Origin of the sequence: Pantanalinema sp. (assembly GCA_036704125.1) — a bacterium.
Taxonomy (GTDB): Bacteria; Cyanobacteriota; Sericytochromatia; order S15B-MN24; family UBA4093; genus JAGIBK01.
The window spans coordinates 25,016-46,378 of the sequence record DATNQI010000025.1 but is presented as its reverse complement, the minus strand read 5'-3'; the positions used below and the strand labels follow the sequence as shown (position 1 = coordinate 46,378).

The 21,363-nt window shown below is 69.0% G+C and carries 24 protein-coding genes; 16 read left to right on the top strand and 8 right to left on the bottom strand.

What is annotated here, in order from left to right; all coding sequences use genetic code 11:
• The first annotated feature begins 27 nt into the window (after positions 1-27).
• Positions 28-969, top strand: a complete 942-nt coding sequence (locus V6D00_03750) for a hypothetical protein (GenBank protein HEY9898274.1) — start codon at positions 28-30, stop codon at positions 967-969.
• A gap of 36 nt (positions 970-1,005) precedes the next feature.
• On the opposite strand, the gene V6D00_03745 is transcribed toward V6D00_03750, so the two are convergent.
• From V6D00_03745 to V6D00_03730, 4 genes are all read right to left on the bottom strand, one after another.
• Positions 1,006-1,626: a LysM peptidoglycan-binding domain-containing protein gene (locus V6D00_03745; GenBank protein HEY9898273.1), complete on the bottom strand. Its 621-nt coding sequence runs from the start codon at positions 1,624-1,626 to the stop codon at positions 1,006-1,008.
• A gap of 84 nt (positions 1,627-1,710) precedes the next feature.
• Positions 1,711-2,433 carry an alpha/beta fold hydrolase gene (locus V6D00_03740; GenBank protein HEY9898272.1) on the bottom strand — a complete coding sequence of 241 codons (723 nt, stop codon included), beginning with the start codon at positions 2,431-2,433 and terminating at the stop codon, positions 1,711-1,713.
• 19 nt (positions 2,434-2,452) lie between these two features.
• Positions 2,453-3,049, bottom strand: coding sequence for a recombination mediator RecR (recR, locus tag V6D00_03735; GenBank protein HEY9898271.1), 597 nt, complete (start codon positions 3,047-3,049; stop codon positions 2,453-2,455).
• A 102-nt stretch (positions 3,050-3,151) separates the two neighbouring features.
• Positions 3,152-3,490 (bottom strand): YbaB/EbfC family nucleoid-associated protein, encoded by a 339-nt coding sequence (locus V6D00_03730; protein ID HEY9898270.1) that lies wholly within the window; start codon positions 3,488-3,490, stop codon positions 3,152-3,154.
• Positions 3,491-3,769: 279 nt separating this feature from the next.
• On the opposite strand from V6D00_03730, the gene V6D00_03725 reads away from it, so the two are divergent.
• The 9 genes from V6D00_03725 (at position 3,770) to V6D00_03685 (ending at position 9,420) form a co-directional block, all read left to right on the top strand.
• Positions 3,770-4,366 (top strand): sigma-70 family RNA polymerase sigma factor, encoded by a 597-nt coding sequence (locus tag V6D00_03725; protein ID HEY9898269.1) that lies wholly within the window; start codon positions 3,770-3,772, stop codon positions 4,364-4,366.
• Positions 4,363-5,109, top strand: a complete 747-nt coding sequence (locus V6D00_03720) for a zf-HC2 domain-containing protein (GenBank protein ID HEY9898268.1) — start codon at positions 4,363-4,365, stop codon at positions 5,107-5,109. The genes V6D00_03725 and V6D00_03720 overlap by 4 nt, the downstream gene beginning before the upstream one ends.
• Entirely contained in the window at positions 5,102-5,341 is a 240-nt protein-coding gene (locus V6D00_03715) for a hypothetical protein (protein HEY9898267.1), read from the top strand. The genes V6D00_03720 and V6D00_03715 overlap by 8 nt, the downstream gene beginning before the upstream one ends.
• Before the next feature lie 33 nt (positions 5,342-5,374).
• Positions 5,375-5,710 carry a histidine triad nucleotide-binding protein gene (locus V6D00_03710; GenBank protein ID HEY9898266.1) on the top strand — a complete coding sequence of 112 codons (336 nt, stop codon included), beginning with the start codon at positions 5,375-5,377 and terminating at the stop codon, positions 5,708-5,710.
• 103 nt (positions 5,711-5,813) lie between these two features.
• Positions 5,814-5,987, top strand: a complete 174-nt coding sequence (rpsU, locus tag V6D00_03705) for a 30S ribosomal protein S21 (GenBank protein HEY9898265.1) — start codon at positions 5,814-5,816, stop codon at positions 5,985-5,987.
• 111 nt (positions 5,988-6,098) lie between these two features.
• A complete protein-coding gene (locus tag V6D00_03700) occupies positions 6,099-7,100 on the top strand; it encodes a PhoH family protein (GenBank protein ID HEY9898264.1) in 1,002 nt (333 codons plus the stop codon).
• A complete protein-coding gene (locus tag V6D00_03695) occupies positions 7,066-8,601 on the top strand; it encodes an HDIG domain-containing metalloprotein (GenBank protein HEY9898263.1) in 1,536 nt (511 codons plus the stop codon). Before V6D00_03700 ends, V6D00_03695 begins: the two co-directional genes overlap by 35 nt.
• On the top strand, positions 8,582-9,046 hold the full coding sequence (gene ybeY, locus V6D00_03690) for an rRNA maturation RNase YbeY (protein ID HEY9898262.1): 465 nt from the start codon (positions 8,582-8,584) through the stop codon (positions 9,044-9,046). The genes V6D00_03695 and ybeY overlap by 20 nt, the downstream gene beginning before the upstream one ends.
• On the top strand, positions 9,043-9,420 hold the full coding sequence (locus V6D00_03685) for a diacylglycerol kinase family protein (protein HEY9898261.1): 378 nt from the start codon (positions 9,043-9,045) through the stop codon (positions 9,418-9,420). The genes ybeY and V6D00_03685 overlap by 4 nt, the downstream gene beginning before the upstream one ends.
• On the opposite strand, the gene V6D00_03680 is transcribed toward V6D00_03685, so the two are convergent.
• The gene (locus tag V6D00_03680) at positions 9,398-10,564 is read right to left on the bottom strand and encodes a HAMP domain-containing sensor histidine kinase (GenBank protein ID HEY9898260.1); all 1,167 of its coding nucleotides are present in this window, start codon (positions 10,562-10,564) and stop codon (positions 9,398-9,400) included. The two genes, V6D00_03685 and V6D00_03680, sit on opposite strands and share 23 nt — an antisense overlap.
• A gap of 224 nt (positions 10,565-10,788) precedes the next feature.
• Between V6D00_03680 and V6D00_03675 the strand changes: the two genes are divergently transcribed.
• The 5 genes from V6D00_03675 (at position 10,789) to V6D00_03655 (ending at position 16,722) form a co-directional block, all read left to right on the top strand.
• Positions 10,789-12,423 (top strand): CTP synthase, encoded by a 1,635-nt coding sequence (locus V6D00_03675; protein ID HEY9898259.1) that lies wholly within the window; start codon positions 10,789-10,791, stop codon positions 12,421-12,423.
• Position 12,424: 1 nt separating this feature from the next.
• Positions 12,425-12,835 (top strand): cytidine deaminase, encoded by a 411-nt coding sequence (locus V6D00_03670; GenBank protein HEY9898258.1) that lies wholly within the window; start codon positions 12,425-12,427, stop codon positions 12,833-12,835.
• A gap of 2 nt (positions 12,836-12,837) precedes the next feature.
• Positions 12,838-13,731: a GTPase Era gene (gene era, locus V6D00_03665; GenBank protein HEY9898257.1), complete on the top strand. Its 894-nt coding sequence runs from the start codon at positions 12,838-12,840 to the stop codon at positions 13,729-13,731.
• Positions 13,732-13,769: 38 nt separating this feature from the next.
• Positions 13,770-14,507 (top strand): DNA repair protein RecO, encoded by a 738-nt coding sequence (gene recO / locus V6D00_03660; GenBank protein HEY9898256.1) that lies wholly within the window; start codon positions 13,770-13,772, stop codon positions 14,505-14,507.
• 121 nt (positions 14,508-14,628) lie between these two features.
• Positions 14,629-16,722, top strand: a complete 2,094-nt coding sequence (locus V6D00_03655; GenBank protein ID HEY9898255.1) for a hypothetical protein — start codon at positions 14,629-14,631, stop codon at positions 16,720-16,722.
• A gap of 12 nt (positions 16,723-16,734) precedes the next feature.
• On the opposite strand, the gene V6D00_03650 is transcribed toward V6D00_03655, so the two are convergent.
• A complete protein-coding gene (locus V6D00_03650; GenBank protein ID HEY9898254.1) occupies positions 16,735-16,992 on the bottom strand; it encodes a hypothetical protein in 258 nt (85 codons plus the stop codon).
• Positions 16,989-17,870, bottom strand: coding sequence for a nucleoside phosphorylase (locus V6D00_03645; protein ID HEY9898253.1), 882 nt, complete (start codon positions 17,868-17,870; stop codon positions 16,989-16,991). The genes V6D00_03650 and V6D00_03645 overlap by 4 nt, the downstream gene beginning before the upstream one ends.
• Positions 17,871-18,022: 152 nt before the next feature.
• Between V6D00_03645 and V6D00_03640 the strand changes: the two genes are divergently transcribed.
• Entirely contained in the window at positions 18,023-19,123 is a 1,101-nt protein-coding gene (locus V6D00_03640; GenBank protein HEY9898252.1) for an AI-2E family transporter, read from the top strand.
• 34 nt (positions 19,124-19,157) lie between these two features.
• Here the strand turns inward: V6D00_03640 and V6D00_03635 are convergent, their stop codons facing one another.
• Positions 19,158-21,356 carry an ABC transporter transmembrane domain-containing protein gene (locus tag V6D00_03635; GenBank protein HEY9898251.1) on the bottom strand — a complete coding sequence of 733 codons (2,199 nt, stop codon included), beginning with the start codon at positions 21,354-21,356 and terminating at the stop codon, positions 19,158-19,160.
• Between the last annotated feature and the right edge of the window lie 7 nt (positions 21,357-21,363).

The window sequence follows — 21,363 nt, the reverse complement described above, 5'->3', positions numbered from 1 at the left end:
CCGACTGCGGCGGCCACAGGAGGTAACATGCCTGGTTTTGTTAGAGGCTCGACGGGCGCGGCGGTGAAGCGTCCAGGCCTGCGCTCGGCGATCGCCCTCACGCTCCGTCAGGCGGGGGTGCTGCTGCACCCGCCGGGCGCGAGTCCCTACCTGGCGCTCATGATCGCGGTGGCCGGCTTCGAGGTCGGCTTCAACACGCCCTACACCATCGCCGAGACCCTGGCGGTCCGGACGCTCGCGACCGACGGGCCGGCCGCCTTCTTCGCCGCCATCCAGGCCGTGCCCGATCCCTCGCGACCCGCCCTCGGGTCGGCGCTGGCCCTGGCCGGCCTGTGCCTGCTGACGTTCGGCGGGTGGCTCAACACGGCCCATGCGCTCTCGCGCGGCGAGGAGCCGACCCCCGAGGTCTGGCACGGCGGCATGGCCAGCTCGGGACGGGCGCTCTTCTGGCTCGGACTCGCGGGCCTCGTCGCCATCGTGTTGATCGGTGGGCTCGGCGCCGCCTCGGCCGGGCTGATCAAGGCCGCGTCCATGGGGGCGCTCGGGGACGGCTGGCAGGCGCACGTGCTGCCCTGGGGGGTGACCAGCGCCTTCATCGCCCTGGTGCTCGTCGGGGTGTACGCCCTGGTCTTCGCCTTCCTCGCCGCGGTGGTGGCGGTGGGCGAGCCGGGTACCCGGCTGTTGCGCGTGCCCGGCCGGACCTGGCAGCTCTTCAAGGGGGTGGGCGGCGATCGCTTCTTGCCCCGGATGGGGGGGCTGCTCTTCGCGTGGTTCGTGCTCAAGACCGTCCTGCAGCAGGCGGCGATCCCCTTCCAGCCCCTGACCGGGCGAATCGGCGAGCTGGCCTCGGTCGGCGGTGCGGTCCTCGGGGGGCTCCTCATGCTCGGGGACGGGCTGGTTGCCATGGTCGGGATCGTGCTCGCGGTCCAGCTCTACCAGAGCGTCGTCGGCAGAGAGTCGCAACCATGAGATCCCCCCGCCCCACCCGGGGGCGGGGGATTTTTTTTAGCGGCCGAAGGTGACCTCGCCGGGCAGCATGACCCGGTAGCCGTCGGGGCGCTGGCCGCTGAGGTCGTCCATGACGTGGAAGAGCTGGTCGTCCGTGCCGCCCTTCTTGCGCACCGACACCTTGTAGGAGTCCAGCGGGCCCGCCTCGATCTTGACCTTGGAGAAGTCGAGCTCGGCCACCTTCTCGCCGGCCTTGCGGCGCGCATCGGTGCCCTTCTGCACGGCGATCGCGAGCACCAGGTTCACGTTGGTCCGCTTGGGGTCGGTGGGGATGGTCAGGACCTGGCCCGGGCGCAGCACGTCGGACGTGAGCCCGTTCACCTTCTTGAGCTCCTCGATGAAGCGGGCCGTGTCCTTGCCGTCCGCCTGGCCGAAGGTGTTGTCCCCGGCGTAGTCGGTGGCGTAGGCCCGCGCCAGGCTGTAAAAGGTGGTCGCCTTGGTGACCGGCACCTGGAGCGAATCCTTGCCGGGGGTCACCGTGATCCAGCGCTGGGACGAGAGCTTGACGGTGTCGCCGGCGGGCTTGGACGCGCGCGCGGCGCTCGGTGCGCTCGTGAGCGCCGGTGCGCGAAGCGGGGCGACCTTGGCGGTGGCGGGGACATCGAATGCGAGCAGCATCTGGCGAGTCTTTCCTTTCGCGGGCGCTTACCTGGTAGGGTTATCGTGCTTTTAAGGAGAGACTTGCTTCGGTTTAAGGGGGCATTACGAGGCCTGGGCCGGCTGTCGCGTCCGGACGAAGTCCATGATGAGGTCGAAGACGCGGTCCTTCTCCCAGTCGATCATCATCTCGTGGCCGGAGCGCTCGAACCAGTGGAGGTCCTTGTCAGTCGAGCCGACGCGGTCGTAGATGACCTGTGAGGATTCGGGCTTGATGGTCTTGTCGGCCTTCGAGACGAGGATGCGGATCGGCACCTTCACCTTGTCGAGCAGGGTCTCGACCTCGCGCCCGAGCTCGTAGAACTCGACGAACGCCTTGGTGGGGAAGATGGCGTAGTTCTTGGCAGTGCCGTACGCCGTGCCCTTGGGGGCCGGGGGCATCCACCAGTAGGGCACGACCTTGGCCATGAGGTGGCAGTAGGGGGCGAGGGGGTCCGCGACGCGCAGGGCGGGGGCCACCGCCACCACCCCGGCGAGGTCCGCTTCGCGGGAAATGGCGAGCTGGAGGGTGATGAGGGCCCCCATCGAGAGCCCGACCAGCACGACTCGCTCCGCCTCGACGAGCAGGTCGTCGAGCGCCGCGGTGGCGTCTTCGAGCCAGTCCTTGGCCGTGACCCCCACCAGGTCCCGCGGCTGGGTCCAGTGGCCGCGCATGGCGGGCATCCGGAAGGGGATGCCTGCGGCCTTGAGGTGGGGGATCAGGCCGTCCACCGTTTCCGGCAGGCCGGTGAAGCCGTGGAGCAAGAGGACGCCGATGGGCTGCTTCATTTTTGCCTCCAAAGGGGTGCTAGACCTCGCGTCGGCCCTCGAGGGCCTTCACGAGGGTCATCTCGTCCGCGTATTCGAGGTCGCCGCCCACGGGCAGGCCGAAGGCGATTCGGGTCACCCGGACGCCCAGCGGCTTGAGCATGCGGCTGAGGTAGAGGGTGGTCACCTCGCCCTCGATCGAGGGGTTGATGGCGAGGATGACCTCCTGGATCTCGCCCGGGGTGAGCCGGGCGAGCAGTTCCTGGATCTTGAGCTGCTCGGGACCGATCCCGTCCATGGGCGAGATCAGGCCCTGCAGCACGTGGTACCGGCCCTTGTACTCCTTGGTCCGCTCGACGGCGACCAGGTCCTTGGGCTCGGCGACCACGCAGACGGTGGACACGTCGCGGCCCGGGTGGGCGCACAGCTCGCATGGGTCGAGCACGCTCAGGTTGGAGCAGACCGAGCACAGGCGGATCTGCTCCTTGGCATCGAGCAGGCTCTGCGCGAGGCGCTTGACGTCGGCATCCGGCTGCTTGAGCAGGTGGAAGGCGAGGCGCTGCGCGCTCTTGGGGCCGATGCCCGGGAGCTTCTGGAGCTCTTCGATGAGCTTGGCGAGGGGCTTGGAGTAGAACACCGGTTCTCCTTGGTCTGGAGAGCACCCAACAAAACCAGGCATGTTTCGGCCTTTGGTCGCCGTGGGCGACGAGAAGGAACAGTTTTGTCAGGCGCTCTGAGGCTACCTGCCGCCGAAGCCCGGGATGTTGAGGCCGCCGGTCACCCCGCCGATCTGGTTATCGGCGAGGGCTCCGGCCTTGGCCTGCGCGTCGCGGACGGCGGCGAGCACCAGGTCCTCGAGGGTCTCGACGTCGTCGGGATCGACCGCCTCGGGCTTGATCTTGATGCCGGTGATCTCCTTGTGGCCATTGGCGCTCACGGTGACGGCGCCGCCGCCAGCGGTGCCCTCGACCGTCTGCGAGCCCAGGTTCTCCTGGGCCTTCATGAGGTCCTCCTGCATCTTCTGGGCCTGCTTCATCATCTTCTGGAGGTCCATCCCCCCGCCGAACCCGCCGGGCATGCCGCGCATCTTGCTTCCCTTTCATTCTTCGAAATCAGTGACACGATCCAGCCAACGAGTATACCACGCGGGCCCGATCGAACCTTTTGGGCCCTTTTCTCGTCGAGGGACCGGAAGGGTCAAGCCGAGGAGGAGACACGGATGGTTTCGAGCGCGATCGCCCTGCGGTCCTCCGGGACGCCCGGGTTGTGGGGGGAGTCCAAGTCCGGTAGAATCTCGGTCGGTAACCGAGTAATCGCAACGGTGGCGCCCGCGCCGCCGAACACGAAAGGACGCGGCGTGTCCAACCCCCCCGACCGGCAAGCGCTTCTGGCGCGGGCCCAGGCGGGCGACAAGGGGGCCTTCGAGCAACTGATTGCCCCCCTCCTCAACCGCTACTACGGCCTGGCCTACCAGATGATGGGCAACCAGGAGGACGCCTCCGACGTGGTCCAGGAGGCCATGATCAAGGCCTATCGCTCCCTGTCGAGCTTCCGCAGCGAGGCCGACGTGGCCACCTGGCTGGGGCGCATCGTCCGGAACTGCGCCCTCGACGAGCTCAAGCGCTCGGTGCGCAAGCACGAGGAGGCGACCGAGATCCTCCCCGAGGCCCTGGGCCCGAGCCTCGACCACCCGACCGAGCAGCGCGAGCTGCAGCAGATCATGGGCGAGGCCATCGGCACCCTCTCGGACAAGCTGCGCGAGCCCCTGGTGCTGTACGATATCGAGGGCTACAGCTACGACGAGATCGCGTCCATGCTGGAGATCAACCTCGGCACGGTCAAGAGCCGCCTCAACCGGGCGCGCGAGACCCTGCGCCAGAAGCTCCTCGCTCAGAAGGCACGCCTCGCCGAGTACCTGCCCGGCGAACATTTCGGCGAATCGAGGCAACCATGACCTGCGACGACGTTCAGAACTACCTGGGCGAGTACCTCGACCCCGCCGAGGACGCCATCCCGCGCGCGGCCATCGCCGAGCACCTGGCAAGCTGCCCGGAGTGCGCCGAGCACCTGCGCGAGCTCGAGATCGTCACGGCCATGCTGCGCGATCGCAAGGCCCCCGAGGCGCCCGCCGACCTGATGGACAAGATCCGCCTTCGGCTCGCGGACGAGCCGGTTCCCTCGAGCGCCCCTTCGTCGGATCCCGGCGTGCTCATGCGTGTCGCGCGGCTCATCAACTGGCCGAGCCTCGCCGCGGGCGCCGTGGCGGCCGGGACGATCATCGCCCTGGTGACGGTGGTGCTGCGCAACCAGGCCCCCTTGCCGACCATCCAGACGGCGGCCGTCGCGGTCTCGAGCCCGACCTCGGTCAACATCGGCTTCGACGTGGCCCAGGACGTCAACGACGTCACCTTCACCATCGATCTGCCCAAGGGGCTGGAGTTCGTCGATGCCAACAACCAGCCCATCGACTCCCAGACCGTGTCCTGGCAGGGCGAGCTGAAGCGCGGCAAGACCGTCGTGCCCATCACGGTGCGCGGCGTGCAGCCCGGTCGCTTCGAGATCCTGGCCACCGTCCGCAAGAACCAGTTCGCCCAGACGACCAAGATCGTCGTGCCGATCGAGGGCCGGCAGGGTACGAACCCTTCGGTCACGCCCTTGGCTTCCTTGATCCTCGAAGGGGGGAAACCCGATGCTTAGCGCCCTTGCGATCGCCGCCGTCCTGGTCACGGCCGTGCCCGATCCCGTCCAGCTCGCCGCTGCTCCCGAGCCGCAGCAGAGCCCGGGCCTCCCCATCAAGGGGGTCACGGTCGACAACCAGATGCCCCACGGGGTCACCCACATCGAGGCGCCGCCCTTCAGGGCCTACCGCACCCAGCAGCTCGCCCCCACGGCCACGCCCTCTTTCACGCCCGAGCCCAGGCGCCGCTAGCCGGCCGCCCTTTCGCAGCAAGGAATGCCGACCATGTCCGATTGTCTCTTCTGCAAGATCGTCGCAGGCGCGATCCCTGCCGAGATCGTGTACCAGGACGAAAACGCCGTCGCCTTTCGCGACATCAACCCCCAGGCCCCGGTCCACGTCCTGGTCATCCCGCGCGCGCACATCCCCTCGCTCGCCCACCTCTCGGGGGCTGCCTGCCACCACATGATGGAGGCCGTCAACGCCGTCGCCAAGGAGCAGGGGATCGCCGAGAGCGGCTACCGGGTCGTCACCAACGTCGGAAGGGACGCCCAGCAGACGGTCCACCACCTGCACTGGCACGTCCTCGGCGGCCGCGCCCTCCAGTGGCCTCCAGGTTAGGAGTTGTCTTTCACTCGCTTCTAGGTTAAGATTAAGCTTCCTGGGTTGCCAAAGAGCCTTTGGCGGATACCCGGCATCTTAAAAATCGGAGGGGGTGAGTTACTTGGCAGAAGTTCGTCTCGGCGAAAGCGAGTCGATCGAGAGCGCCCTCAAGCGTTTCAAGAAGAAGATCCAGAAGGCTGGCATTCTTTCCGAAATCAAGCGTCGTGAGCGTTACGAGAAGCCCAGCGTGCGCCGCAAGCGCAAGTCGGAAGCCGCTCGCAAGCGTCGCTCCTAAATCGCCTCTCTGGATAAACTCAGGAACGGAGCTTGGTTTCAGGCTCCGTTCTTGAGTTTTCTGCTATCATGCCCCTGCCCCCCGGCCCATTGCCGCCTCAGAGAGACCTGAATGCCCACGGAGATCCGGATCCCGCTCAAGACCCCCCACGACGCGCTGTTGCTGACCGGCAACAACGAGGAGAACCTTCGCCTTGTCGAGCACGAGCTCGGCATCCAGGCCACCATGCGCGGCAACGAGCTGGTGTTGATGGCCGGCGACGACGCGGGCGAATCGCTCGAGCTGGGCCGGCGCCTGTTCGAGGAGCTGGAGGCCTGGCAGGGGATCGACTCGATCAAGGCCTCCGAGATCTCCTACGCCCTGCGCCAGATCCGATCCAACCCTGACGCCCCCATCGGCACCCTCTACGCCGAGACCATCGTCACGACCCAGCGCGGCAAGCCGATCCGGGCCAAGACCCTTCACCAGCGCGCCTACGTCAAGGCCATCAACGACCACACCCTGACCTTCGGCCTCGGCCCCGCCGGCACCGGCAAGAGCTTCTTGGCCGTCGCCATGGCCGTCTCGGCCCTGAGGGACAAGCGCGTCAGCCGCATCATCCTGACGCGCCCGGCCGTCGAGGCGGGCGAGAACCTGGGCTTTCTGCCCGGAGACTTCCAGGCCAAGGTCGATCCCTACTTCCGTCCCCTCTACGACGCCCTCTACGAGATGATGGACGTGGAGCGCTTCCAGAAGTACGTGGAGCGCGGGACCATCGAGGTCGCGCCCCTGGCCTTCATGCGCGGGCGCACCCTCAACGACGCCTTCATCATCCTCGACGAGGCCCAGAACACCACCCCCGAGCAGATGAAGATGTTCCTGACGCGCCTGGGCTTCGGCTCCAAGGTGGTCGTCACCGGCGATGCCAGCCAGACCGACTTGCCCCGGGGCAAGACCTCGGGTCTCGCCGACATCGAGTCCCTGCTCCAGGGCGTCCACGACATCGCCTTCGTCAAGTTCACGCAAGCCGACGTGGTCCGCCACGATCTGGTGGGCCGCATCGTGAAGGCCTACGAGCGCTACGAGGCACAGAAACCGCATGATTCAAGCCGCAATCGACAGGGTTCGCGCTAGCGCGGCCGCTCGGATCCCCGAGCCGGTCCGCGCCGCCTTCGAGCGGGTCGAGACCCACCAGGCGATCGCCTTCTGGACCTCCTTTCTCTTCCTCACGGCGCTCCTGCTGCAGATCCACTCCGCGTGGCTGCCGGCAGGGCACCCGTCGAGCTTCCTGCCCGCGGTGGGGGTCGCGATCCTCGTGGCCACCCTCGTGAGCCTCTACGTCGCCTACCTCCAGCTCTTCGAGCGCCAGATCGTCCGCGAGCCGCGCCGCCTCTACGTGCTGGTGCTGGTGACCCTGCTCGTCTTCGTGGCGGTGTGGCTGCTGGAGCTCCTCAAGGCCTCGCCCTACCTCTCGCCCTTGCCCGCGGCGGCGATCCTGCTCGCGGTCTTTCTCAACCCGCGCATCGCCTTCTTCACGGTGCTCGTCATGGCCCTGACGGCGGGCGCCACCCTCGGCGCCGGGGCGCCCTCGGCCCTGGAGGGCGCGGGCGCGGTGCTGGTGAACATCGGCGGGGCGCTGGCGGCGGTGCTCACGGTCCACCGGATCCGGGCGCGATCCGACCTCGCCCGGGCGGGCCTGTTCGCGAGCCTGGTCAACGTGGCCCTCATCGGGGCGCTCGGCGCCCTGGAGGGCGGCATCGACCCGGCGGGCTGGAGCCAGAAGGCCATGTGGGGGGCCATCGGCGGCGTCGGCTCGACGGTGCTCGCGGTGGGGATCCTTCCCTACATCGAGGCGATCTTCGACATCGTCACCCCCTTCAAGCTCCTGGAGCTCGCCAACCCCACCCAGCCGCTGCTGCGCCTGGTGCTGACCAAGGCGCCCGGCACCTACCATCACTCGATCATGGTGGGGAACCTGGCCGAGTCGGCGGCCGAGGCCATCGGGGCGGACGGCCTGCTGTCGCGCGTGGGGGCCTACTACCACGACATCGGGAAGACCAAGCGCCCCATCTTCTTCGTCGAGAACCAGCTGGGGATCGACAACGCCCACGACCGGCTCAACCCGCGCCTGTCGGCCCGCGTCATCATCGCCCACGTCGAGGAGGGCCTTGAGCTCGCGCGCCACCACCGCCTGCCCAAGGACATCTCCGACTTCATCGCCACCCATCACGGCAAGAGCTTCGTCAGCTACTTCTACCACCAGGCCAGAGAGGCCGAGGGGGCCGACGCGGTCTCCGAGGAGGGCTTCCGCTACCCGGGGCCGCGTCCCTGGACCAAGGAGCAGGCCATCGTCATGCTGGCCGACGCCACCGAGGCGACCCTGCGGACCCTCAAGAACCCGACCATCGAGGCGATCGAGGCCACGGTGCGGCGCATCATCAACAATCGCCTGGCGGACGGCGAGCTCTCCGAGAGCCCCCTGACCCTGCACGAGCTGGAGGTGGTGGCCCAGACCTTCATCCGCATCACCCAGGGCCTCTACCACCAGCGGATCGAGTACCCGGACCAGTGGCTCAAGGACCTGAGCCCCAAGAAGCAAAGCGAAGGAAAAAAGGTTGGAAATCCTGCTCGATGACCAGAGCGAGGCGGGGCTCGACCTCGCCCGCTGGGAGGGGCTCGTCGCCGAGATGCTCGTCGCCGCGGGCGTGGAGGATCGCGCCGAGGTCTCGGTGACCTTCGTCGACGACGCGGCGATCCACGCCCTCAACCTCGAACACCGCCAGAAGGATCGGCCAACCGACGTCCTGAGCTTTCCCCAGTTCGAGCCCGACGAGGACTTTCCTCCCGAGCCCATCCCCTTCTCCCTGGGGGACGTGGTGGTCTCGGTCGAGACGGCCGCGCGGCAGGCCGAAGAGTACGGCCACCCCTTCGAGCGCGAGGTGGGCTTCCTCCTGGCGCACGGCCTCTTGCACCTTCTGGGCCACGACCACCAGACCCCCGACGAGGAGGCCGAGATGCGCGCGCGCCAGCGCGCGCTGCTCGAGGCGGTCGGCCTCGGCCGAGAGGGAGAAGAGGCTTGAGGTTCAAGGCCCATAGCCTCGTAGCCAGCTTCAAGTACGCCCTGGCGGGCCTCTACTTCATGCTGCGCACCCAGCGCAACATGCGCATCCACACCCTGAGCGGGGTGCTGGCCTTCTGCCTGGCGGTGGCGCTCAGGCTGCCGCGCCTGGAGCTTGCGATCATCGCCATGGTCTGCTCGCTGGTGGTGGTCTGCGAGATGTTCAACACCGCCATCGAGAACGCGGTGGACCTGGCCACCCACAAGCGGCACCCGCTCGCGAAGGCCGCCAAGGACGTGGCCGCGGCCGCCGTGCTCGCCTCGGCCCTCAACGCCGTGCTGGTGGGCGGTCTGCTGCTGCTGCCTCCCTTGCTCAGGGCTCTGTCGCTTCGGTAGCCACCGGCGCCAGGAGGGGCAGCTCGCTCGGGTGGTCCGCCTCGTTCCAGGCGGGCAGCGTGAACCGGAAGGTGGCCCCCTGCCCCAGCTCGCTCTCGACCTCGATGCGGCCTCCGTGCAGGGCCAGAAGCTCCTTCGAGATGGACAGCCCCAGCCCCGTGCCGCCGTATTGCCGCACGTTCTCCACCTGGGTGAAGCGCTGGAAGAGGCGCTCCTGGGCCTCCGGCGAGATGCCGATCCCCGTGTCCTTGACCTCGATCACGACCTCCTCGCCCGAGCGCCTCGCGGTGAGGGTGATGCTGCCGCCCGGCTTGGTGAACTTGATGGCGTTGCCCAGCAGGTTCACCAGCACCTGGATGATGCGCATCGGGTCCACCCAGACGAGCGGCAGATCGCCGGGGAGCGGGGCGATCGCTAGCGACAGCTCGCCGCGCTGGGCCAGGGGGCTGACCTGCTCGATGGCATGGGCGAAGAGCTCTGCGAGCGAGGCCGGCTGGCGATCGAGGTTCAGCCGGCCGCCTTCCAGTCGCGACAGGTCCAGGAGGTTGTTGATGAGCAAGAGCAGATCCTTGCCGCTCTGGATCATGCGGCGCAGCACCTCCTGCTGCTCCTCGGTGAGGGGGCCGTAGGTCCCCTCCTCCAGGAACTCGCCGTAGCCGAGCAGCGCCGTGAGCGGGGTCCGGATCTCGTGGCCGACCAGGTTGAGCAGATCGGCTTTCTGCTGGTTGAGCCGGGTCTGCTCCTGGTGAGCGACCTGGAGCGCCTCGTGCTTCTCGTTGAGCTCCTGGTTCAGCCGCTCCAGGAGGTGGGCGTACTGGCGGTAGCACTCGGCTTCGGCCCGGTGAACCTCGGCCTGCTTGCGGTAGGTGGCGACGAAGGGGGTGGTCGCCTGGGTCAGGAGATCGTTCGCAAGCTTGATCCCCTCGCGGGGGCTGAGCCGCTCGCATCGCCTGAGCGCCTGCGCGTGCAGATCGAGGAGCTTCTCGGGGCCGCACGCCCCGGCGATCAAGAGCTCGCCTATCACGCGGGCGCGATCGCGATCGGCCTGGTTCGGGTGCGAGACGTAGCGGCAGAGCAGCGTCGCGTACTCGTCCAGGAGCGGGCGAGTCCCGCCGTTGGTGCAGGCGAGCGAGGTGTCGGCCATCGGTTTCTCCTCTTGCCGCCCGGGTCGTCTCGTTGTTGCCGGGGCCCGGGCTGAGGCGACTCATTGTATCAACTCCGCCGAGCCAGTTGAACGCCATCTCCCCTGCATGGCCCCCCGGCCGCGTCGCTGTCGCGCGCGGGCCTTCGACAGGGGGGCAAGACGAGCGCCGCACCTGGTATAATCGAGATCAAGACGGATTCAGCACGCCAAGATCGAGGAGTCGCATGCCCACCAAGTACATATTCGTGACCGGCGGGGTCGTCTCGAGCATCGGGAAGGGCATCGTGGCGAGCAGCCTCGGGCGCTTGCTCAAGAACCGCGGCCACTCGGTGCGCATCCTCAAGCTCGACCCCTACATCAACATCGACCCGGGCACCATGAGCCCCTACCAGCACGGCGAGGTCTTCGTGACCGAGGACGGCGCCGAGACCGACCTGGACCTGGGGCACTACGAGCGCTTCACCGACACGGATCTCGCGCGCGAGAACTCGGTGACCTCGGGGGCCATCTACTGGTCGGTCATCACCAAGGAGCGCCGGGGCGACTACCTCTCGGGCACCGTCCAGGTGATCCCCCACATCACCAACGAGATCAAGGACCGCATCCACCAGGTGGGCGCCAAGGCCGACGTGGCCATCGTCGAGATCGGCGGCACCGTGGGCGACATCGAGGGCCTGCCCTTCCTGGAGGCCATCCGCCAGTTCCGCAAGGACGCCGGGCGCGACAACGTCCTCTACGTCCACGTGACCCTGGTGCCCTCGCTCAAGGCCGCCGGCGAGCTCAAGACCAAGCCGACCCAGCACAGCGTCAAGGAGCTGCGCTCGCTCGGCATCCAGCCCGACGTGCTCGTCTGCCGCACCGAGGCCCCTCTGCCCGAGTCCGTCCGCGAGAAGCTTGCCCTCTTCTGCGACATCGACCCCGAGGCGGTGATCGAGAACCAGGACGTCCGGAACATCTACGAGGTGCCCGCCATGCTCGAGCGGCAGGGCCTCGCCGAGCAGGTCATCGCCCGCCTCGGCCTGAAGCCCTCGGCCAACGACGCCGCGGCCTGGGACGACTTCGTCGCGCGCCTGTCCAACCCCGCCCGGAAGGTGCGGATCGGCATCGTCGGAAAGTACGCCAAGCTCGCCGACGCCTACCTCTCGGTCATCGAGAGCCTGCGGATCGCTTCGGCCCAGGAGGGCGCCGAGGTGGAGCTGAAGTGGATCCACGCCGACGCCGAGATCGAGCAGGACGGCGCCGAGCGCCACCTCTCGGACGTGGACGCGGTGCTGGTGCCCGGCGGCTTCGGCCTGCGCGGCATCGAGGGGAAGATCGCCGCCATCCGCTACGCCCGCGAGCGCAAGATCCCGTTCCTCGGCCTCTGCCTCGGCATGCAGACGGCGGTCATCGAGTTCGCCCGCCACGTGGCGGGGCTGGGCGGGGCCAACTCGGCCGAGTTCGACCCCGGCACCCCTTACCCGGTCATCGACCTGTTGCCCGAGCAGAAGGACGTCCACGGCATGGGCGGCACCATGCGCCTGGGGGCCTACCCCTGTCGCCTCTCGGCCGGCACCCGCGCGCGCGAGCTGTACGGCGCCGAGCTCATCTCGGAGCGGCACCGCCATCGCTACGAGGTCAACAACGCTCTTCTGCCGCGCCTGGTCGAGAAGGGCCTGGTCGTCAGCGGTACCAGCCCGGACGGCCGGCTGGTCGAGATCGTCGAGCTGAGCGACCACCCCTACTTCGTCGCCTGCCAGTTCCACCCGGAGTTCAAGAGCCGGCCCGGCAAGCCCCACCCGTTGTTCCTCGGGTTCGTCCGCGCTGCTCTCGCCCACAGCGATAGCGCCGGCGCCCCTCTCGCCGCGGAGGTCCGCTAACATGACATCAGGCCCAGGCTTCGATCCCACCGCCCTTTTGGACGCTGCGCGTGACGCCATGCGGTCGGCTTACGCCCCCTACTCGCGCTTTCCGGTCGGCGCGGCCCTCCTGACCGAGGACGGCCGCGTCTTCACCGGCTGCAACGTCGAGAACGCGGCCTACCCGCTCTCCATGTGCGCCGAGCGCGTCGCCATCGGCAAGGCCGTCTCGGAGGGGGCCACGCGCTTCGTCGCGATCGCCGTCACCGCCGAGCGGATCCGGCCCGTCACCCCCTGCGGGGCCTGCCGCCAGGTGCTCGCCGAGTTCGGCGAGATGACGGTCGTGCTGGACCAGCCCGGCGAGGGCTGGAAGCTGACGGTCGCCGATCTTTTGCCCCACGGGTTCTCCCCTGCCAGCCTCGAGGAAGTCTAATTTTGTCCGAAACTCCCTTTCGCTCCGGTTTCGTCGCCTTCGTCGGCCGCCCCAACGTGGGCAAGTCGACCCTCATGAACAAGATCGTCGGCCAGAAGATCGCGATCGTCTCGTCCAAGGCCCAGACCACCCGCCACCGCATCAAGGGCATCCTCAACCAGGACGCCGCCCAGGTGGTCTTCGTGGACACCCCCGGCGTCCACAAGCCCCTGCACCTCTTGGGCGAGCAGCTGGTCAAGGCCGCGACCGACACCCTCTCGGACGTGGACCTCGTCGTCTTCATGGTGGACGGCCGCACCAGCGCCGGCCGGGGGGACAAGTACGTCGCCGACCTCATCCAGCAGGTCAAGAAGCCCGTCATGCTGGTGCTGAACAAGGTGGACTCGCTCAAGGTGGACCCCGAGGTCCTCAAGAGCTACGAGGAGCTCGGCACCTTCACGGGCGTGCGCGTCATCTCGGCCCTCTACGGCAAGGGCGTGCCCCAGCTGGTCGACGAGCTGGTCGAGAAGATGCCCGTGGGCGTGCCCTTCTACGCCGAGGACGAGGTCACGGACCAGACCGAGCGCGGGATCGCGGGCGAGCTGGTGCGCGAGGCGGTGCTGCGCCTGACGAGCGACGAGGTGCCCCACGCGGTGGCGGTGCGCGTCGACGAGTTCAAGGAGCGCGAGGACGGCAACGCCTACATTCAGGCGACCATCTTCGTCGAGCGCGAGAGTCAGAAGGGCATCCTCATCGGCGAGAAGGGCAGCAAGCTCAAGGAGATCGGGCGGACGGCCCGCATCGCCATCGAGAAGTCGCTCGATCGCAAGGTCTACCTCGAGCTGTGGGTCAAGGTGCTCCCCAACTGGCGCAAGCAGGCGAAGAACCTCAAGCAGCTCGGCTATGCGGTCGACTAGCCGTCGCTCGTGCGGCCCGAGCCGGGGATGATCGAGGGGTGTCCACCTACACCGCCACCGGCATCACCCTGCGCCACTACCCCACCGGGGAGTACGACAAGATCCTCGTGGTCTTCACCCGCGAGCACGGCCTCAAGCGCGTGATCGCGAAGGGGGCGCGCCGCAAGCAGAGCAAGCTCGGCGGCAAGACCGAGCCGCTCGTGCGCGCCGAGTGGTTCCTCGGCAAGGGCAAGAACCTCGACGTGGTGGCCCAGTGCGAGGGCCTGCACGCCCACCGCGCCCTGCGCGAGGACCTGGATCGCCTCTTGTCGGGGATGTACCTGGCGGAGCTGGTCGAGGCCCTGGTCGAGGACGAGCAGCCGCACCCCGAGGTCTTCGACCTCCTGGCCTCGACCCTGATGGTCCTCGAGGTGGCCGCCTCCCCTCCGCTCGTGGTCGCCTGGTTCGAGCTGACCCTCCTGCATGCCCTCGGTTACGGCCTGGAGCTCGACGCCTGCGTGCTGTGCTCCGACGCGCTCGACCACGAGGGCTGCGGCTTCTCGGCCGAGGAGGGCGGCGCGCTGTGCGCGGCCTGCCGGGCCGTCCGCGGCCAGCGGCGCCTGCACCACAAGGGCCTCTCGCTCTTGCGCCGGCTCTCGGCGGTCGAGCTCTCGGCGATCGCCGCCCACTCCCTGGGCCCGGACCTGCTCGCCCATGCCCGCGGGGTGCTGCAGGCCTCCCTGGCGCTCCACGCCGGGCGCCCCTTGAAGACGCTCGATCTGCTTGCCAAGTCCTGAGAGGTAGCAAGCTTTCGTTAGCGCATCCCCCGGGCTTCGTCATATAATGTAATAATCGTTTATTCGCTTTTCCTCGCCGCGACTCGTCCGCCCTTGCCCTCGAAGAGGAGGCAGGACCCCGATGATCGACGCCCGACGCCGGGTCAGCGCGCTGACCTTCCTTCCGCTGGAGAATCCCGACTGGGACCACGCCCGCACCCGGCGCCTGGCGCTGCGCACGCCGCACGCGGAGTGGTGCCAGTCCGCCGTGAGCGCGTGCGAGGCCGACGGGTTCTGGTACCACCGGGTCGATTACGCGTACGAGGGGTTGCTGGCCCTCGTCCACGCGGAGAGCTGGAAGGCGATCGATCGCGTCGGCTTCAGGCTCCTGGTCAAGGGGCAGGCTCCCGCCATGCGAGCGGGGACGGTCACGGTGACGCCCGACTGGGCCGTGTACCGGTTCGAGGCCCTCGAGGGGCGCCTCAGCGTGCGCTACCAGCTCCTCGAGGTGCCGGGCGCCACCGGGGCGATGCTCGCGATCACCTACGCCTGGGAAGGCGATCCGGATGCCGCCATCCTCCTCAAGCCCATCCTGGACTTGCGCCACACGCACTACTTCTCAGATCCGGAGGGTCACCAGATCGAGCGGCTCGACGAGCGCCTCATCGTCGTCCACCAGCAGCGCCACCTCGCGATCGCAAGCGACGCGCCCTTCGCGTTCTTCCCCGATCGCCAGGTCCGGGACCTGTACTACCGCCTGGGCTCGGGCGACCGCGAGGCGGTCCACGGCCGGATCCACTTCAAGCGCGAGTACTTCCGCGGGCTGAGCCTCGGCAGCCTGGCCCTCGACCTCTCGGCTCCTTTCACCCTCGGCTTCGCCGCTTCTTTTGGCGAGGCCGAGGCCATCGGCACCGTCCAGACGGGCCTGGAGCGTCGCGAGTCGCTCGTCGCCGCGCGCGAGGCGATCGCGAGCACCTACCTCGAGCGTCTCTCGGCCCTTCCGCGCGAGGTCGCCTCGCGCGTCTACGTCATGGCCGAGAAGTTCGACCTGCCCCGGGACGGCCGCTCGGTGCCGGCGGCGGGCGCCTGGTGGGCGCGCTCGGCCTGGCTGCCGTCGGTCTTCGAGGGGCTGCTTCACAACCGGCAGACCCTGCTGCTGTTGGGCCGCGGCGGCCTGATCGAGGAGGCCATCCGGCAGGCCCTCTGCCACTCGGATTCCCGGACCACCCTGGTGCTCTTCGACTTCTTGGCGGATCACCTGGGCGCCGTGCAGGAGCCGAGCCTGCTTTACGCGCTGTACGAGGCCTACCTCCGTGCCTTTCGCGCCTTCGAGGAGGCCTCGCACGAGCAGCGCGGCGGCGGTCCCGTCCTGGACGAAAGGGGCCTGCTCTCGAGCCTTCCGACCGCGTCATGGATGGACGGGGTGCGCGCCCTCGCGTGCGACGGGCTCAGGATCGGAGGGCTGCCGACCCGGCTCGATCCGGCCTGGCAGCGCGAGGCAATCGCGTGGCTGCGCGACGCGCGCCACGTCCAGGCCCTCTTCCAGGTCCCGGCCTTCTACCTGCCCGAGCTGAACGCCCGCTGGATCCGCATGCTCGAGGCGGGGATGGCCCTGGCCGACCGGCACGGCGACGAAGCATTGCTCGCTTCGAGCCGCTCGGCGTTTCAAGGGGCGATCGCTCACTACAAGCGAATCTTCTGGAACCCGGCCACGGGCTTTCTGCACAACCTCGTGACGCGCGAGGGGCGAGCTGACCCGACCCGCTCGGTGACGTGCGTCGAGGCGGCCGCGCGCCTGGGCGAGCGCGTCTTCACCCGCCAGGAGCTCGAAGCGATCTGGGCGGGGGCGAGGACGCACCTGCTGGTGCGGCGCGCGATCGAAGGGCGGCCCTCGGCCTTCGGCCTCATCGCCAAGGAGTCGGCCGAGCGTGTCTACCTGGGGGATCCGCAAGCCCACGAGGCGGTCTGCTGGCCGAGCAAGACGCCCTACCTGCTGAGGATCCTCTCGCAGCTCGGCGAGACCCGGGTGATCCGCGAGATCCTTGCGACCAACCTCGCCCACCAGCTCGACGAGGGAGCGGTGTTCTACGCCGGCGAGCTCCTGAGCCTGCCCGAGGGGGATAATCCCTCGCCGCACCTGGTCACCGGCAGGGATCCGGTGCCGGTCAGGAACCCGATGCACTGGGCCTCCCTTTGGTGCGACCCGTACCTCGGTGTCGAGGCCCCCTCCGCTTGATGGGCGATTCCTCTAGGCCTCCTGCCGGTGCGCGCGCGTCGGCAGGAGGCGCGCGAGGCTCACGAGGCTGACCATCGCCCAGGTGACCTGCAAGAGGATGAAGCCGTACTGGCGGCCGACGACCGCCGCGTACCCGAGCCCCAGCGCGCCCAGCAGGTTGAGCAGCTGGTAGGACGCCGAGCGGTTGTTCATCCAGCCGAAGGTGTTGCCGGCGAAGGCCGCCAGCACCAGGAAGGCTCCCAGCAGGGAGACGAGCTGGACGACGTTCACCGCGCGGCCTCCTGCCAGGCGGGCTCGCGCTCGGGTAGGCCGGCGCCCAGCTCCTCTGCGGCGAGCTGGCGGATCGTCTCCAGCACCAGTGCGACCGAGCCGTCCACGGCCCGGCGCTCCTCCTCGGGGGTGGCGAAGGGGCGATCGTCGCCCACGACGCCGAGCACCGCGCCGGCGAGCACCCGGTGGGCGTGACCCTCTGCTGCCCGCCTGAGCCGGTGGTCCTGGAGCGCCGCGAGGATGAAGAGCTGGGCGGTCTCCATCTCGGAGGCGAGCACGCCCGAGGCGCTCAGAACCCTCATGTAGGCGTGGTTCTCCTCGCTCAGCGGCCCTGCGCCGAACTCGCGGGCGAAAAGCGAATCCTTGCAGTGGACGACCCCGAAGTGGGTGGAGGGGGCGAGGCCCAGCTCGGCGGCGGCCCGCTTGGCGGCGAGCACCACCTCCAGCGAGGCGACGGCCGGCACCTCGATCGGCACGTAGCGGCGCGAGGTGGCCTCGTCGCGCACGCTCGCGGTGGCGACCACCAGGCTGCCCGCACGGATGTTCGCGGGCTGCAGGGAGCCAGCGGTCCCCACCCGCACGAAGCGCTTGGCGCCAAGCCCGCACAGCTCGTTGACGATGATGTCGAGGCTCGCGCAGCCCATCCCCGTCGAGACGCTCGCCACGTCGACGAGGCGAGCGCCGACCCTCAGGCGCCCCAGGTACAGGTTGTGGCAGCGGGGGTGCGGCAGGACGCGCACGTCCTCGAAGTGCTCGGCGATCTGCTTGGCGCGCCCGTCGGACCCGGGCAGGATCACGTATCGGCCGATGCCGTCGTTGCCGGCGAGATCGCTCGGCGTGGCGTTGAGGTGATGGGGGACGAAGCCTGCGGTCGTCATCGCTCACTCCTTCGTGTCGCTGGATGCGGATCGGTCTTGTACCCTCAGCCCTTGCCTGTTACACCCCCTGGCGCCGGGTGGCGCTGGCCTTCAGGCTTCGGTATAATCAGGCTCGGCGGGCTTTTGCGCCCGCCTTCCGATTCGGAGGTACCGTGGGGCGCAACTGGGCCGAGACCTTCTACAAGCTCGCATCGATTCTCTTGATCCTGGTCCTGTGCTACATCGGGTGGCAGGCGACAGGTTACTTCCAGGACGTCCTGACCGTCCTGGTCAGCGCCATCCTGGTGGCCTACGTCCTGCAGATGGCGGTCGAGCCCCTCTCGCGCCGGATGCCGCGCTGGCTCGCGGTCCTGCTGGTCGTCGTCGCCTTCGTGGTCCTGGTCGGGGCCGCAGTGTCGCTCGCGGTGCCCCTGGTGCTCAACCAGCTCCAGATGATCCTGGTGCAGTTGCCTGCCGGCATCGAGAACCTGCAGGACCAGCTCGATCGGCTGAACGGCTACCTGGCTTCGCGCCACCTGCGCTCGGACCTTCGGATCGACGCGTGGGTCCTGCCTCGCCTCGAGGGGCTCGGCCAGAGCGTGGCGAGCAACCTGCCCGGCCTCCTGATGGGCTCCTTCTCGGGCTTCTTCAGCGGCGCCATGATCCTGGTCTGCTCGTTCTACTTCCTCAAGGACGGCTCCAGGCTCTGGCGCGCCCTGCTCGACGCGCTGCCGAGCCGCGCCTCGCTCCAGGCCACCTACCTGCAGGTCGAGCTCGAGCAGAGCCTCAACCGCTACGTGCGCGGCCAGCTGATCAACGCGGGAGTGGTCCTCGCGGCCGCCTCGACCGCGTTCAGCCTGCTCGGGATGAACTACGGCATCGTGGCGGGCCTCATCTGGGGCCTGGCGGAAATCATCCCATACTTCGGGCTCTACCTGGGCCTGGGGACGGCGGTCTTCCTCGCGATGCTCCAGGGTGGCCCGGTGGTGGGCAAGGTGATCCTCGCGGGGCTCGTCATCTGGTGGACCAAGGACAACATCATCGCGCCGCGCGTCATGAGCCACACGACGGGCCTTCACCCCATCCTCATCATCGCCGCGGTGCTGATGGGCGGCAAGCTCGCGGGGTTTCTGGGCATCCTGCTGGCCATCCCCATCATGGCGGTCGTGGTGACGACCCTTCGCTTCTGGCTGCAGCAGCAGCGGGCCCGCGAGCTCGGCCCCGTCGAGCCCCCGCAGCCCGTGCCCTCGGCCGCGCCGGTCCCGGAGGCCTAGGGGACCCTGCCAAGAAGGCTTGCCCCGGGCGGGATCAGGGCTCGCCCGTGCGCTCGGCCATCGTCAGGGTCACGTGCGCCTCGAACTCGGGCGCCCTTTCCATCAGCTCCAGGAAGGCGGCGCGATCCAGCGAGAGCAGCCGGCAGGGCGTGAGGGTCCGGATGGTCGCTCCGCGCGGCGCGTCGGTGGACAGCGCGATCTCGCCGAAGTAGTCGCCGTCCTCGAGCTGGGCGACGCGCGCCGGTGCGCCTCCGGGCTGGCCCTTGAGCACCTCGACGGTGCCGCGGGCGATCAGGTAGAAGCGATCGCCCGCATCCCCCTCGCAAAAGACCTCGCGCCCGGCCCCGACCTGTTCGGAAAGGAAGCGCTCGGCGAGCTTCTCGAGCAGGCCCGGATCGAGGGCGGCGAACAAGGGCAGGCGCGCGAGCCACTCGGGCCGGACCCGGTTGGCGACGAAGCCGCTCTGCTTCTCCCACCACGCGGCGTAGAGGCCGCCCGCCGCGATGAGCTCCGCGTGGGTGCCGCGCTCGGCGATCGCGCCGTCGTCCAGGACGTGGATCTGCTCGGCATGCCGGGCCGAGGCGAGCCGGTGGGTCGCGACGAGCACGGTTGCCCGGCCCCTCGTCATGGCATGGACCGTGGCAAGGAAGGCCTCCTCGCTCTCGGCGTCCATGGCGATCGTCGCGTCGTCGAGGATCAGCAGGCGCGCGCGTCGCAGCACGGCCCGCGCTAGCGCGAGGCGCTGCCATTCGAGCGGCGAGAGGCGCAGCTCGGGGCTCGGCGTGTCGAGCCCGAGGGGCTGGGCCCTGCAGGTCTCGCCCAGCCCGGCCGCGGCCAGGGCCTCTTCGATTTCCTCGAGGGACGCGTCCGGCGCCGCGAGCCGGAGGTTCTCGCGGATCGAGCCCGGGAAGAACTGCGGCTCGGGGCGCAGCACGGCCACGCGCGCTCGCAGGCTTTCGCGCGTGAAGGCGCCGGCCTCCTTCCCGTCCACCGTGAGCGCGCCCTTGATCGGCCGATCGTCTCCGGCCAGGAGCGACACCAGGGTGCTCTTCCCCGAGCCGCTCGGCCCCACCAGCGCCACCGCGGCGCCGCGGGGGATCTCGAGGCTCGCCTCGCGCAGGGAGTCGGTCGCCCCGAACGCGAAGCAGACCCCTTCCAGGCTCCACCGCTCGGGGTCCTCGGGGGCGGCGATCGCGCCGGGGGCCTCCGGCGGCTCGGGCGCTTCCTTCAGGAGGTCCTCGATGTGCTGGAGGGCTCCTGCGGCGGGCACGACGATGGGCAGGTAGTTGATCACGTACGAGACGGAGTAGCTCAGCGTCACGAGCAGCGCCTGGAACGAGACCAAGGAGCCGATCGTGATGCTTCCCGTGAACGCGAGGTAGGCCCCCACGCCCATGGTCAGCACCTGGAGCAGGCTGATCCCGATGTTCGCCGTGCGCTCCACGATCGCGCTCAGGAAGCTGACCTTCAGGCCACCGCTCGCCAGGCGGTGCGTGCGGTCCCGGAAGCGCGCGACGGCGTCCTTCTCGAGGCCGAGCTGCTTGATGAGCGGCTGGAAGGAGACGTTGTCCTGCACGTGCGCGACGATGGCCGCCTCTTCCTGCTTGTAGGCGTAGCTCTCGCGCGACGCCCGGCCCGAGAACAGCCGGGGCCCGATCAGGCTGAACGGCCAGATGAGCATGGCCACCAGCGCGAGGCGCCAGTCCAGCGAGAAGAGGAGGACGGTGCTCATGGCGATGTCCATGAGGGGCAGGATGACCCAGGGGGCGACGCCTGCGACCGCGTACTCGACCGCCGCGATGTCGATCGAGAAGCGCGAGAGGATGTCGGCCTCGCTGGCGCGGCGGTAGAAGCCGAGCGGCAAGCGCTGGAGGTGGGCGAAGATCTCCCGGCGCAGGTCGCGCTGGATCCGGGTCACCACCTGGGCGTAGAGGTAGTCCCGGCCGAGGCCCGTGACCGACACCAGGAGCAGGGCGCCGAGCAGGGCGCTGAGCGTCAGGGCCAGGGCCGCTCGATCCTGGTGGGCGATCGCCCCGTCGATCAGGTACTTGAAGCTCATGGGGACCAGCCCGGTGAACCCCATCTCGAGCGCCAGGGCCGCGACGATGAGCCCGCACATGGCCGGGTACCGCAGGAAGTAGCGGATGATCCGGGTGAGGCTCCCTACCACGCCGAGGATGGGCTCCTGGGCGTCTGAGGTGGGGCCTAGAGGGGACAGCGGGCCGGTGGGCATGGGGGCT

What these genes read in the sequence shown, in the direction of transcription:
- V6D00_03700 (HEY9898264.1), top strand. Translation starts at nt 6,099, where the DNA reads ATGCCCACGGAGATCCGGATCCCGCTCAAGACCCCCCACGACGCGCTG.
- V6D00_03710 (HEY9898266.1), top strand. Translation starts at nt 5,375, where the DNA reads ATGTCCGATTGTCTCTTCTGCAAGATCGTCGCAGGCGCGATCCCTGCC.
- V6D00_03750 (HEY9898274.1), top strand. Translation starts at nt 28, where the DNA reads ATGCCTGGTTTTGTTAGAGGCTCGACGGGCGCGGCGGTGAAGCGTCCA.
- V6D00_03670 (HEY9898258.1), top strand. Translation starts at nt 12,425, where the DNA reads ATGACATCAGGCCCAGGCTTCGATCCCACCGCCCTTTTGGACGCTGCG.
- V6D00_03740 (HEY9898272.1), bottom strand. Translation starts at nt 2,433, where the DNA reads ATGAAGCAGCCCATCGGCGTCCTCTTGCTCCACGGCTTCACCGGCCTG.
- V6D00_03635 (HEY9898251.1), bottom strand. Translation starts at nt 21,356, where the DNA reads ATGCCCACCGGCCCGCTGTCCCCTCTAGGCCCCACCTCAGACGCCCAG.
- V6D00_03745 (HEY9898273.1), bottom strand. Translation starts at nt 1,626, where the DNA reads ATGCTGCTCGCATTCGATGTCCCCGCCACCGCCAAGGTCGCCCCGCTT.
- V6D00_03675 (HEY9898259.1), top strand. Translation starts at nt 10,789, where the DNA reads ATGCCCACCAAGTACATATTCGTGACCGGCGGGGTCGTCTCGAGCATC.
- V6D00_03715 (HEY9898267.1), top strand. Translation starts at nt 5,102, where the DNA reads ATGCTTAGCGCCCTTGCGATCGCCGCCGTCCTGGTCACGGCCGTGCCC.
- V6D00_03680 (HEY9898260.1), bottom strand. Translation starts at nt 10,564, where the DNA reads ATGGCCGACACCTCGCTCGCCTGCACCAACGGCGGGACTCGCCCGCTC.
- V6D00_03720 (HEY9898268.1), top strand. Translation starts at nt 4,363, where the DNA reads ATGACCTGCGACGACGTTCAGAACTACCTGGGCGAGTACCTCGACCCC.
- V6D00_03695 (HEY9898263.1), top strand. Translation starts at nt 7,066, where the DNA reads ATGATTCAAGCCGCAATCGACAGGGTTCGCGCTAGCGCGGCCGCTCGG.
- V6D00_03730 (HEY9898270.1), bottom strand. Translation starts at nt 3,490, where the DNA reads ATGCCCGGCGGGTTCGGCGGGGGGATGGACCTCCAGAAGATGATGAAG.
- V6D00_03645 (HEY9898253.1), bottom strand. Translation starts at nt 17,870, where the DNA reads ATGACGACCGCAGGCTTCGTCCCCCATCACCTCAACGCCACGCCGAGC.
- V6D00_03655 (HEY9898255.1), top strand. Translation starts at nt 14,629, where the DNA reads ATGATCGACGCCCGACGCCGGGTCAGCGCGCTGACCTTCCTTCCGCTG.